Consider the following 12,991-nt stretch of genomic DNA (forward strand, 5'->3'; position numbering starts at 1 on the left):
TTTTGCAATCCAAACTTATAACAGAACTTACTGATTTAGAAACTGCCTTTCATATTCGAAAAGAAGTATTTGTAAAAGAACAAGGTGTTCCTCTTACAGATGAATTCGATACATTCGATGAAATCGGAGAGCAATGTAAACATATTTTAGTTTATTATCATGAGCTTCCTGTAGGTACAGGGCGTATACGATTTGTTGATGGCGTCGGAAAATTAGAACGTATTTGCATTTTAAAAGATTATCGTACATACGGATTAGGTAAAGTCATCATTCAAACGTTAGAAGAAATTGCTCGTAACGAACAAGCTACAAAAGTGAAACTACACGGGCAAACACAAGCTGAAGGATTTTATAAAAAATTAGGTTATGAAACTTCTTCTGATATATTTATGGAAGATGGCATTCCGCATATACTTATGACGAAAGTGTTATCATAATAAAAAGGGTAGTATATGAATCTTATGTATTCATACACTACCCTTTTTTATAAATAGAAAAGTGAATTCTCAAGATTCTCTTTTGAAATCAAAGCCCATCATCTCTTAGTTCATATCTAGGTAAAGCTTACACTGTTTTCCATAATGATAATGCATAAATCCAGTTCGGATCACCATTTCCTTGATAACTCTGGACTGCTTCATATACTTTTCCTTCGTGTAGAACTCTATCTCCCTTTTTATATGCTTTTTTTGCATCCCACGCTTCATATGAAGCGTTTTCAGTTTTTGTAGTAATTGTGAATATATCACTCTGTACGGATTCATTTCCAGCTACATCAACAGCTTTTACTACATATTTATAAGTAGTATTAGCGAGCAGATTTTTATCCATATAAGAAGCTGTATTGGATGTTGCAATCTTTTTCATTGATCCTTCTGTTTCTCTATAAATATCGTAATGGTCTACACCAATATTATCGTCAGATGGACTCCACATTAAATCCACGCTTGACGCTGTCGTTCCCATACTATGTAATCCTTTTGGTTGTGTTGGTGCTTCTGTATCAGGAATCTCAACTGTTGTTTTTACTGTAAGCGCTGTACTTTCCTTCGATACATTGCCAGCTGCGTCAATTGCTTTTACAGTATAAGAGTATTCTGTGCTTGGTTGTAATTTCTTATCAATAAAATGAGTGCCTATTACTGTATCAATCATCTCTCCGTTACGGAAGATTTGATATCCTTTTACCCCTACATTATCCGTAGAAGCGTTCCATGTTAGTTCTACACTATTCGCTGTTACTTTTTGCGTCTGAAGTCCATTTGGAATACTTGGCGCTTCTATGTCTGGTTTCACATCATTAATAAGATTAACATCAATTACATTATAGAATGCATTTGCTGTATCAGCTACATCCCATACTGCTAAAATCACATGATATCCACTACGATCAGTAGGTACATTGATTTTATGAGTTAAATTATTTGAAGCTGCAGAACCATCATGTTGTACTGTTCCAATTGGTTCAAAATCTGCTCTTGTTAGCGCTTTATTTGGATTCCATCCTTTTTTAGTAATATAGTAATGCCACTTACTCGTTAAGTGAGGCGCAGTATACTTCCAAGTAAATGTATTTTCCCCACCAGTGATTGTATTTTTAAACCAACGATTTGCTGTTTGTTGATCTAAAATACCACCAAATTTTCCGCCTGCTGAAGCAATTTGTCCATCTACTGGACCACCTTGTGGGAACCCTTTTGGAGCTTCTAAACTTTGTGGTTCATACATAACACTTCCACAGTTTACATTTAGCGCACCATAAGTTGGACTACATAAAGCAGATCGGCTACCAGGCTTTTCAACAAAACCGTGCGCATAAGCATTTTGAGGAATAAGTGTCGTACTAATAATTCCAGCTGTTAATGCTACAGCTCCTAAACTTTTTTTGTTCATTTTCATATTTTGTAGTTGTTTTAAAAATCGATTATTCATGTTCATGTCTCCTTCTTGTTATACTTTGTAGTGGAATGTGGGCTTTGATGTAAAAGAATAACAAGAGACAAACTTGTACCGATGTATGTGTTAATTATGCATACACCGCAGTGAAATTATATTTTTCTTGTGGAATATCTCACTTTATGAATATATCATGACATAGAAATCACCTGAGTATGTGCAGAAGTTGTGCAGAAACAGTGAAATTATTACTAACATGTAAAACTAAGTCCTAACATTTTAAAATAAAATTTGAATATATTTATCTATCATCTTTACTTCATAATTGACAATACATTTAACAGGTTAACTTTTATTCTTATACTTATATCTCTCAGTGCCTTAGTTTTAACCATACTAGATATTAAAAATAAGAATTATAAAGTTAAATAAAAAGCATCCTATTTAGATGCTTTTCTAATGTATAATTTCATTTTTTCACTGACCTACAAATATAAAAATTTCATCAACAGCTTCCTTATATCCACCTGATTTTTGGAAAGATTTCTTCAAATTCAAAGCAACTTCTTTAAATGACGGATTATTTAATACCATTTCTACACTTTCACTTAGTTGATCCGCAGTTAATCCTTGCATTTGTAATTTTATTCCTGCTCCAAGACTCTCCACTTGCTTTGCGACTACTGGCTGATCTGCACTTTGCGGTATTACAACGAGCGGAACCCCGTTATACAGTCCTTCATGCGCACTGTTCATCCCGCCGTGTGTAATAAATAGTTTCGTATATGTAAGCAGCTCAGTTTGGGGTACATAGTTTTTCACAATGAAGTTTTTAGGAATTTCGCCTAGATCACTTATTTTTGTTTTACTACCAATAGACATAACAATTGTATGCTCACTATTCTCAAAGGCCTTCATACACAGTTTATAAAAGTCAATCGCTTCATTAAAAACAGTACCTAATGAAATATAAATCGGACTTTTTTCTTCAATTGAAGTAAAATCAACGTCTCTGTTTTTCATTTGTGCAGAGATAGATGGTCCTACAAATTTATATATTTCATCAAACGTATCACCAAAAGGCTGGAACTCCTTAATTGTATATACAATAGTAAGGGGTGCAGGATTACAGAAAACTTCATACGATGATTTTATTTCAACACCATATTTTTCAGCAATTCCCTTCGTTAAGTTTTGAAAATCATTCTGTATTTTATCATAAATTTCTACTGGGATATTTTTTGATAGATGACCTAACATTTGCTCAAAGGATTTTTCATCCTGCGCAAAAGATGTGCATGAATTTATGGCTGGAAGTTTAAGGATTTGAGCAATTAAATGGCCACAGCCAAACATAGAATCATGAATTATGTAATCAAAATGTTCACCTTCAATTTGTTCTAAAACGCTAGGTATTACAATATCCGCTGTATGTAGAAGGCCATTTATTCTTTCCTGTAAATAATTTCTGCCTCCAGATAGAAACGCTTTTATAAATTTTTGATCATCAATCGTTCGTACAGTAGCACCCGTCTTCTCAATCCGCTCCCTGAAAGCTTCTATTGAAAAATAAACGACCTCTTCACCACGAGAAATCAATTCATCTACAACTTGTAAAGTTGGATTTATATGTCCTTCTGATCCAGCATTAATAAATAAAACACGCGCCATAATAAACACTCCTTACGTTAAATCATTTCTATGTTGGCAAGAGTACGGATTCTCTCCATACTCTTTTCCTAGCTGTTCGTATCATGTTCCTACTAAATTGACCTAGCGAGTCTAAAACCGAGATCATCTATATGAAATGTAGGATGGCTTCGACGACGACAAGTAGCGCCGCACCCTCTCGCTGTTTCAGCCCAACTACCACCACGAAAAATACGGTATGATCCGTACACTGTTTCATCATACAAATCATAACACCATTCCCAAACGTTCCCTAGCATATCATAAAGTCCCCATGCATTCGGTTCTTTTTGGCCAACGTCATGAATCTCTCCATTTGAATTTTCATTATACCACGCTATATCATGAAGTTTCCCGTATGTATATCCGGTTGTACTTGCTTTACATGCATATTGCCACTCCGCCTCAGATGGTAATCGGTAGCCATTTGAACCTAAATTACATTTCACAATTTGACCACCATCACTAATAGAATAATATTCTTTTAATCCCGCTTTTTTTGAAAGTACATTACAAAACGAAATGGCATCGTTCCATGAAATATTGACAACTGGTTTATGATTTTCATCAAAATTATTTAATGTACTATTTGTAATAGCATCATATAGTTCCATTGTTACAGCATACTTTGCAAGAAGAAATGGTTGAATTTGTACTAGCCATTCTTTTTTTATTCGATCATCTCTTAATACTACCTCTCCAGCTGGAATATTGACCATTAATGAATCGATTAGTTGAATTAAATCGTTAGTCATTTTCTATTCCTCCAAACGTTCATTTTATATGAACTTAAAGTCATATACTCATTACAAAATACAATTTTCAAAAAGCGTTAAATTTTTCATAATAAAAAACGATTAGTTTTATTAAACTAATCGGTAAGATTCACAAAGAATTTTTGTGTTACATTCTATAATTATATGTGCTCTAAAAATTTCCGAACCTCATTTGGAGATTTTAAAACAATAACCTTTTTCTCTTCCGGCAATTGCTCTAACCCTTTTAAAATTGTAGGTCGTTTAGCATTAGGATATTCCCATATCCATTTAAAAAATTGCAAATCAAATCTTTCTTCACATCCCACGCCCATATCTGGTCTTATTTTATTCCGGTATTTTACAATTCTTTTAAAAGCACGATAAATACAAATTGTTCTATGAATATCAAGGAAGATAATTGTATCAGCTGCATTCAGTCTTATACCCATCGTCCCGCCATAATTCCCATCAATAATCCACTTCTCATCTTTAATTAAGTTATTTTGAACTGCTATTTGTTCTTCTCTCGGAACACCTTCCCAATTCGGTTTCCAAAATAATGCATCAAGATGATGCACCTTAATATTTAATTTATTTCCTAACTGCCTTGCTAATGTGGATTTTCCTGAACCGCCAGAACCAATTAATATGATTTTTTTCATACCTTTACGATACCTTCTATAATTTCTTCAATATCTTCCTTCTTAGCAAAAATCCAGAAGAACATTTCTTCATTTAACTTTAATAAATCTGGTAACTGGACAAAATAAGCAATAATATTTTTCTTTATATAATACATATTGTTCATCATTTTCTGTCTTTACTACTTTCTGTACTTTAATTCCCTTTTCATACAGTTGCTTCAAAACATCGAATTCAACTAGAAGTTGCTTTATCGATCCTGTTTTCTTTAAAATATACTCTTTATTCTTGCATAAAACCTTCGCTACTTTTGGTTGCATTACAGTAGCTGTGACATGTTCATTTTGAAACCAAAACTTTGCAATTTCCAGTGCTTGTTCCATTTACAAATACCCCTTTTGCAATTCTTATTTCTTCCGAAAAATAACCTCACACAGTATTCCCACTCCAACACCAATTGTATATGCCACTAAATCACTCCACAAAAAACCATATCCCAACACAAGTCCACCTAAAGTCGTTGCACGAATGCTGTCTATCCAATTTGCATGATACAATTGGCTCACTTCAATCCCATAGCAAAACATTAAACTAATAAAAGCCAACTTCTTCGTCTCTGTTTTAGGAAACAAAAGTCCAAAGCCAGTAAAAATCATTAATGCCCATAAAGCATCACCTAAATAATCATTTAATAGATGCGGTAGTGCAAAAGCAAACTTTCTTGAGCTAAGACCTAAAATAATAATAACTATAGTAAATAGTGCATATACTACTCTATTTCGTTTCGTATTCATTTTAAAGTCCCCTAATATGTAATGTAAAACTGTAAATAGCTAGTAAAACAAAGTTATTTTACTAGCTATTTATTAGTTGCTTTAATGATAAGAAAATGTGGATTCGTATTTAGATAATAATATGATTTTTCGTCTACTTCTTTCATTTTTTCAATTGCCTTCGGTTCTACTATCTCTTCTAATACAAAATAATTTGTAGTTTCATTTAGTATGTCTTGTAATGATCTTCTAAAAAACTTGACTTCAATAGTAATATTCGGTTTAACCCAAGTATCTATTAATAACTGTTTTTCAAAATAATTTTTACATGGAAACTTTGTGAAATCCATAAAAGGATGATGAATAGAATAAATAAGTTCCCCACCTTGCTTCAATACACGACGAAATTCTTGAAATACTTGATTCCAATTTTCTAAGTAATGAAGAGTTAACGAACTTACAATCACATCATACGTATTATCTTCAAATGGCAATGTTTCTTGCAGATCATGACAAAGGAACGTTGCTTCTTCTCCTATATTTTCTTTTGCTGCTTTTACCATTTCAGGACTTACATCAATTGCTGTAACATTTGCTCCTCTTCCTATGAATTGAGAAGTATACCATCCAGCTGCACATCCAGCATCTAATATTCTTTTTCCTTCTAGTTCCCTTGGAATAAGCTCCATCATCGCCGGTCTTTCATAATAACTGTTATATGGATTTGCAAAATCTAGATTTTCTTTATATGTACTCGCTAATTTATCATACGTATCTTTAATCGAATCTTTCATTACACACACTCCTAATACATATTAATCCATTAACTCCTGCTGCTTTTTCTTTGAAAATGATTGTAGTACTAGATCATACGACCAATCAATCATTTTATTAATTTGCTCCTGCTCTATACCCTTATGAATATAAACGGTATTCCAATGTTTTTTATTCATATGATACCCTGGAATAATTGTTTCTGGATAATCTTCTCTTATTCTTAATGCGACTTCTGGATCACACTTCAATGTAATCGCAGCTTTTTCGCCTTCTTCATGATTTACTATCGCAAATATTTTATTATTAAGCCTCATACATGTTGCACTCCAGCCATCTGGAGAATCTTCTGTCGCTTTTCTTTTCGATAAACAGTACGCTCTTGTTGCATTCATTTTAATTGGCACCTCTTATTCTTTCCCTGTTTGATTACGATGCATCACAATTTGCTTCGTTGCTTGAAATTGCTGCTCACCGTAAAACTTTATTAGCTGCTCACCGTAAAACTTTATTAGCTTCTCACCGCAAAATAGACTAACAATATCAATATGAGATATTTCTCGAAGTAATATTGTAAGCATTTTCTCTCCAATACCTTTATTTCTTACACTCTCATGTACGACAACATCTTCAATGTATGCTCGAAAAACACCATCAGAAACGACTCTAGCAAATCCAACTAATTCATTTTCTTCCCATACTCCAATGGCTATACTATTCTTTAACATTTTTTCAATATCGACTTCTTTTCTTTCTGGCCACCAACCGACAGAATCATAAAGCTTCTTTATTTTTTCTGCACAGATTGGTTGTTCTTGTTGCAATTTATACGTGTACATATGCTTTCTCCCATCAACCAGTATACATAATACTATTATAATCTCTTTTCAAAAAAGTGCTGACTATGACCTTTCGGATGATCTTCAACGACACCATACTCCCTGTAACCGTGCTTTTTATAAAATTCTGGCGCTTGAAAACTAAATGAATCTAGCAATATTAATCTGCACTCTTTTTCCTTCGCAATTTCTTCAATTTTATGTAAAAGTTGGCTACCATAACCGTCATGACGAACTGATTTATCAACCCATAAAAAGTCGATATGAAGATGATAAAAATACATCGTACCTGTTACACCACCAAATATTTTTCCTTCTTCATTTTTTACTACGAGGCTTACTTCTTCCATCGGCTGTTTTACTTCATCTGTTAAGATGGACATATTATATTGAATAACTTTATTTTTAATGTATTCTCCTTCAATACGTGTACCGTTCTCTATATGTTTCATATACATTGCTTCCTTTCAACTTAGTAAGCTACATTTTATTTTTCCCCTTTAAAATACTAATCAAAACGAATCCACCATATGTAACAAAGCATGAAAAGCTAATTATCCCTGGTACAGAGACATAGCCTACCCTTATGTAACTTATAACTGCAAAACAAGCGATAGACAATAAGATAGATGGCCAAAATATAACAGCTATTTTTCTTCGTCCTCGTTTCGATGTACTTTCTTTCTCTTCAGAAACACGTGTGCCAAAAAGCAATACAATACAAATAAGGATCGCTGCAAAGTAAATTGTATCTAATGACAAATTGTGATCATATAGTGCGATTCCAACTTCAAGAGCAATAACCGTTAAAATTAAAATAATGATTGTTGAAGTCTTTAAGTTTCTTTTCAATCGCTCACTCCTAGCATGCTTTCACTATATTCTTTGTATATGTACTTTAAAACTACTGCAAAAGCTTCATCTACCTCTTTATTTTCACGTCGATTCGGTAAATCTTTTCCCCCCATCACATAAAGAAGCGGAAATTCGTTAAACATTCCTATAATACCAATATTTATTGTAGCTGTGAGTAATCCACCTGTCATATGAGCTAAATGATAATATGGGATTTCTTCATACTCTCCTTGCTGTCTTACCATGCCGCTAATAATTGGTTCCCATAATTCTGGTTCTGATTTATAACCTTGAAAGGTTTGTATGAAAAGGGCAAGAACTTCACTTAATTCTCCAACATTTTTCTCATCTCTAGCATTCTCTTGTATATAAATTTTTGAAAAGTACGTTTGTGCGTACATTTTCACAGCATCCCATCCACCACAGTGCATTACAACTGACTGTGCAACGCAACTATCATGACAAGCAATCATTACCTCTACCGCTTGACTAAGTGTTAAAGAAGTTCTTCCTTGTAAATGCGGATATAACTGCCCACTATCTTCATGCGGATTAAATTTAATGTGATGAAGTATATCATTCCAATTATGTTTATTTTCCTTCACCATTTGCGTTACTACAAATCCAATGACTAATTTTGCTGCTGATGCTAACGGAATATTTAATTCATTATTATATGAAGCAACTATCCGATTATCTTTTGTAGAATAAATTGCCATTCCCACATAATTAGATTGTACCTCTTTTATTTTATTTATAACAGTTTCCATTTCCATCCCTCTTTTTATATCGTTATATTAACTTCTAATATTTCAACATTGAATGTAAAAAACCTTTTCATTAGCTATTAAAATAAGAAAAAGGTAGCATGAATTTTTTCTTGCTACCGAAAAATATTTATTCTTCTATAGGATTTTCAGGACCGTTAAGTTCCAGCTGATAAAAAGCTAAATCTAGCCATTTATTAAACTTATAACCAGCTTTTTTTATTGTTCCTGCATGAATAAATCCATAGTTTTGATGCAAGGCAATACTTTTCTCATTCTCTGCATCAATTCCAGCAATTAAGGTCATATACTCTCTTTCCTTTGCAATTTCGATTAATGTTTTCATTAAAGACGTCCCAATCCCATTTTTTCTATAATCCTTATCAACATACACCGAATGCTCAATTGAATATTTATAAGCAGGCCAAGCTCTAAATGGTCCAAATGTCGCAAATCCTACTACTTTATTATCTAATTCATATACGAAAATTGGATACCCTTCAGCCTTTTTTTGTTCATACCAATCTATTCTATTTTCAAGGGTTACAGGTTTATACGCATATACAGCTGTTGTATAAAGTATCGCATCGTTATAAATATCTAAAATGTATGCTAAATCTCTTTTCGTTGCTTCCCTTATCATTGTTTTCTTCCTTTCATCATGTTCATCTTATTTCACTATCTTTTCAATAGTTTTATTTTATCGAAATTTCCGATTTTTATCTACATACGAATACTAGCTTTTCGGAAACCATCAAGTATATTTATTGCAGCAGATAACATGTAGAAGAAAATTCCTCCCCCAATGAGCCACGTTTTAAACTCCTCTGGGGAAGTAGTAAATGCATTTGCCAAATACGTAATGAATCCTTCGTTTAATAAATGTGGATTTACTACAATTACAATGAATATGATTGTTCCGACTACTTGAAGAATAGCATTTCCAATTGCCAACCTTTTCGTCCATTGTCCCTGTACTAACTTATAAAGTGATATAGCTACTTCGAAAACGATCATAACCAAAATTAGGGGCCAGTATTGAAGCAAAACATCTTGATTAAACGTTGGCGCGACAAACTTCAATCCGTTTTCTGTACCATGATATACGCCTACAAGATGATTCGCATAAAAGTAAAGTGTAGTCCAAACTGCCGTCCACATTAAACCTCCAAAAACTTCAAACTTCGAGATTGCTTTTTTCTTTGGGATATACGAGATGTTTTTCAAATCATCTGGTGTCCATTTTTTTAAACTTGTCGTCAACGGCTCGATACCTTTGTCTTTATCTGTTCTTTCTAAAATAACAAACACAAGTGTCAACCAGAAAAATACATGGAGACCCACTTCAAAAATTTCCCCTATACCTTTACCTATCAATTGTAAAATAACATTTAATACCGCTTGATCACCATTATAGCCTATAAAATTTTCTGCAACCATTGAAATGAGCGCAATAACAGCTGCAATTGGTATAATCATTTTTAATAGCGTCGTATATACATCAAAATAACGTGGTCCAATTAAATGCATTGGTCTATCCAAGTACCCATTAGCCAATGAAACTGGACTTCCCAATTTTTCGAGTACGCTCTTCACATCTTCCTCATTATAATCGTCTGGTAACATATCCTCTATTGTTGACCGTAGTTCAAGTGTAATATCTTCACGATTTTGTTCAGGCAATCTCTTCGCAACTTCATGGACATACATATCAATCAAACTCATTTTCGTCCTCCTCCTTTAATAAGTTATAAAGTTCTTTCGAATCCTTTACCCACTGCTTTTTCAATTGTAAAAATATCTCTAATCCATATTCACTTAAAACATAATACTTACGAGGTCTACTCTCTGTTTTATCCCAACTACTCGTCACTAACTCCTGCTTTTCTAATCGGCGAAGTAGCGGATATAAAGTACTTTGATCAATTGTAATCCCTGATTGCTCCAATAACTGGACAAGTGAATATCCGTACTGCGGCGTTCTTAATTGACTTAAAACAGCTAACGTTAATGTCCCTCTTCTTAACTCAGTAATTAACGAGTTTAATAAAGTATCCATTCACTCACCTGTTATGAAGTGACCTTTGTCAATAGTTTTTCACCCATAATATTTTTCTTGATGGCATACAAAAGCTTCAGAAATAAGATCTATCGACAGTTAACCACTCTGTTATTCGTGGATTGGTTACCTCAGGTTAATGGTTCGTCGTTAGGCTCTTATAATCTCACTGCGTGGATCACACCTTTTCAAATTCTAATAAATAGCTTGTTTATCAGAATTTCAGCCATGCCAGAAGAGGTGAGTCATAGATAGCCAGACCTGTAATTCACTATCTCTGAAGCTCATCTATGCCATCAATTGATACCTTTGGTTTCTAACTATGAATGAATCAATCAACTTCATATCCTTCCCTCTTTATTTTCGGTGAATTTTACCTGTTTCTAATCCCCATATAAAACACCCCAGTTCTCTTGCGATAGCTGTAACGGCAACATTTCTAGGTTTCCCTTGATATATCATGCGATAATATTTTCTTTGTAACCTTTCTACAGCCTGATCCGCATAAGCAATCACTTCGCTTCGTTGCCCTTTTTGTCTTGCTTTCACTCGCTTCGATTTTAATCCGATTGTTCCTTTTACCAACGCATTTGCACATTCTACAAGAGTAGACCTAACGGTCGAATTTCCTTGTTTTGTAATCGAACGTCGACTGATTTTTTCTCCACTTGAGCTTTCGCTTGGTGTCAATCCTACATAAGCCATAAATGCTTTAGCCGTGGGAAAACGAGTGAAGTCTGCAATTTCCACATGAACAGTCATTGCCGATGTTGTATCTATACCTTTTAAGCATCTTAAATTTGCGATTGGTTCTTCGTACCTTTCACGATGAGATAATTCTTCTAATCTCAGACTGAACCGCTCAATTTTATCGACTAGAACATCATACTGTAATAGGTATTCGCCTAACGTTTCTTTGAATAATCCTTGTAGATCAAGATTCTTTAACCATTTCATATAAGCGATTGTCCAGCTTGATTTCCCTTCATACACATAGCCATGCCTTAAAAGGAATGCTTTTATCTGTTGTTTTATTTTTTTCAAAGATGTTTTAAAATCACCTAACATGCGGATATACTCTTTCACGGCAACATCCTCTTCTTCTGGAACATATACTTCTTTATAGGTGCCATTTGCTAAATTAAGAGCAATCATTTTGGCATCGAATTTATCATTTTTAACCATTTTATTTTTTGATGAACTGTACATTGTTGTGGGAGCTAAAATATCACAATCAATTCCATTTTGTTCAAGAAGATTATGAAGTGAATACCCTAAACAACCAGCCTCATATCCAGCTTTAATTTTTATATCTTCACCATATTTTGTTTTCAGTTTCTCAACGAATTTTTTTACGAGAGATACATTTGAAGCACATCGTGCTTCTCTTACAATTTCCCCAGTTGTTCCGTGTAGTGCACATAAGCTAAAACTTTCCTTGTGGACATCCATCCCAATATAGATTATATTTTCCATAGTGGCCTCCTATTATCATAGGGTATAACCCCATTCATAATGTTTTCATTCATTATTATGGGTTAAAATCCCTGACTTGATAATCTAGGAGGTCGCTTCATATTATCTCATTTCCATTACTATATGTCATACAGTATGTGTTTTATACTATGTATCGTACAGTATTAATGTGACAAAAACTATAATCATTTACCAAAAAACGGATAATAAAAAGCGCAAATTATATGATTTTTGCTTTTTTAGCTAAGTTATATATCTATAGCACTCTAAAAGGTAGCAACCTTAACTACTAATTTTGAAGTTCCAGTAATGCTATATTAAGTTACAAATATCGTATACATATGATGTGAACATAACATTTCACTATAGGAAGCTATAAAAATGGCGAATTACCATGCTTGAATGATTCCCGTTTTCAGCACCTAATCAACGTTATTTCCTTCATAAACTTCATCTTGTTCAA

At 33.5% G+C, this 12,991-nt stretch carries 16 protein-coding genes and 1 pseudogene; 1 reads left to right on the forward strand and 16 read right to left on the reverse strand.

What is annotated here, in order from left to right:
- Positions 1 to 2 precede the first annotated feature (2 nt).
- Positions 3 to 437, forward strand: coding sequence for a GNAT family N-acetyltransferase (locus MHH55_RS07985; RefSeq protein ID WP_001190883.1), 435 nt, complete (start codon positions 3 to 5; stop codon positions 435 to 437).
- 127 nt (positions 438 to 564) lie between these two features.
- Here the strand turns inward: MHH55_RS07985 and MHH55_RS07990 are convergent, their stop codons facing one another.
- The 16 genes and pseudogenes from MHH55_RS07990 to MHH55_RS08065 form a co-directional block, all read right to left on the reverse strand.
- A complete protein-coding gene (locus MHH55_RS07990; RefSeq protein ID WP_075677130.1) occupies positions 565 to 1,932 on the reverse strand; it encodes a lytic polysaccharide monooxygenase in 1,368 nt (455 codons plus the stop codon).
- A gap of 441 nt (positions 1,933 to 2,373) precedes the next feature.
- A complete protein-coding gene (locus MHH55_RS07995) occupies positions 2,374 to 3,567 on the reverse strand; it encodes a macrolide family glycosyltransferase (protein WP_000124880.1) in 1,194 nt (397 codons plus the stop codon).
- Positions 3,568 to 3,659: 92 nt separating this feature from the next.
- A complete protein-coding gene (locus MHH55_RS08000; protein ID WP_048538310.1) occupies positions 3,660 to 4,340 on the reverse strand; it encodes a formylglycine-generating enzyme family protein in 681 nt (226 codons plus the stop codon).
- 161 nt (positions 4,341 to 4,501) lie between these two features.
- Positions 4,502 to 5,005, reverse strand: coding sequence for a DNA topology modulation protein (locus tag MHH55_RS08005; protein WP_048538309.1), 504 nt, complete (start codon positions 5,003 to 5,005; stop codon positions 4,502 to 4,504).
- A gap of 102 nt (positions 5,006 to 5,107) precedes the next feature.
- Positions 5,108 to 5,368: pseudogene (locus MHH55_RS08010) on the reverse strand (aminoglycoside phosphotransferase); the annotation flags it as partial.
- A gap of 24 nt (positions 5,369 to 5,392) precedes the next feature.
- Positions 5,393 to 5,779, reverse strand: a complete 387-nt coding sequence (locus tag MHH55_RS08015; protein WP_017656467.1) for a ribosomal maturation YjgA family protein — start codon at positions 5,777 to 5,779, stop codon at positions 5,393 to 5,395.
- A gap of 65 nt (positions 5,780 to 5,844) precedes the next feature.
- Positions 5,845 to 6,552 carry a class I SAM-dependent methyltransferase gene (locus MHH55_RS08020; protein ID WP_017656468.1) on the reverse strand — a complete coding sequence of 236 codons (708 nt, stop codon included), beginning with the start codon at positions 6,550 to 6,552 and terminating at the stop codon, positions 5,845 to 5,847.
- 21 nt (positions 6,553 to 6,573) lie between these two features.
- Positions 6,574 to 6,927, reverse strand: coding sequence for an MmcQ/YjbR family DNA-binding protein (locus tag MHH55_RS08025; RefSeq protein WP_000994622.1), 354 nt, complete (start codon positions 6,925 to 6,927; stop codon positions 6,574 to 6,576).
- Positions 6,928 to 6,942: 15 nt separating this feature from the next.
- Positions 6,943 to 7,371, reverse strand: a complete 429-nt coding sequence (locus MHH55_RS08030) for a GNAT family N-acetyltransferase (protein ID WP_340880580.1) — start codon at positions 7,369 to 7,371, stop codon at positions 6,943 to 6,945.
- A gap of 35 nt (positions 7,372 to 7,406) precedes the next feature.
- On the reverse strand, positions 7,407 to 7,823 hold the full coding sequence (locus tag MHH55_RS08035; RefSeq protein ID WP_000680416.1) for a GNAT family N-acetyltransferase: 417 nt from the start codon (positions 7,821 to 7,823) through the stop codon (positions 7,407 to 7,409).
- 28 nt (positions 7,824 to 7,851) lie between these two features.
- Positions 7,852 to 8,223, reverse strand: coding sequence for a hypothetical protein (locus tag MHH55_RS08040; RefSeq protein ID WP_000828004.1), 372 nt, complete (start codon positions 8,221 to 8,223; stop codon positions 7,852 to 7,854).
- On the reverse strand, positions 8,220 to 8,996 hold the full coding sequence (locus tag MHH55_RS08045; protein ID WP_000450747.1) for a serine hydrolase: 777 nt from the start codon (positions 8,994 to 8,996) through the stop codon (positions 8,220 to 8,222). The genes MHH55_RS08040 and MHH55_RS08045 overlap by 4 nt, the downstream gene beginning before the upstream one ends.
- Before the next feature lie 127 nt (positions 8,997 to 9,123).
- Positions 9,124 to 9,636, reverse strand: coding sequence for a GNAT family N-acetyltransferase (locus tag MHH55_RS08050; protein WP_000617521.1), 513 nt, complete (start codon positions 9,634 to 9,636; stop codon positions 9,124 to 9,126).
- A gap of 80 nt (positions 9,637 to 9,716) precedes the next feature.
- Positions 9,717 to 10,718, reverse strand: a complete 1,002-nt coding sequence (locus tag MHH55_RS08055; protein WP_000052355.1) for an HAAS signaling domain-containing protein — start codon at positions 10,716 to 10,718, stop codon at positions 9,717 to 9,719.
- Positions 10,705 to 11,052 carry a PadR family transcriptional regulator gene (locus MHH55_RS08060; protein WP_000380296.1) on the reverse strand — a complete coding sequence of 116 codons (348 nt, stop codon included), beginning with the start codon at positions 11,050 to 11,052 and terminating at the stop codon, positions 10,705 to 10,707. The genes MHH55_RS08055 and MHH55_RS08060 overlap by 14 nt, the downstream gene beginning before the upstream one ends.
- A 357-nt stretch (positions 11,053 to 11,409) precedes the next feature.
- Entirely contained in the window at positions 11,410 to 12,528 is a 1,119-nt protein-coding gene (locus MHH55_RS08065; RefSeq protein WP_340880263.1) for an IS110 family transposase, read from the reverse strand.
- Positions 12,529 to 12,991: the final 463 nt, after the last annotated feature.

Source organism: Bacillus sp. FSL K6-2944, assembly GCF_038005385.1.
In the GTDB taxonomy this organism is placed as follows: Bacteria; Bacillota; Bacilli; order Bacillales; family Bacillaceae_G; genus Bacillus_A; species Bacillus_A cereus.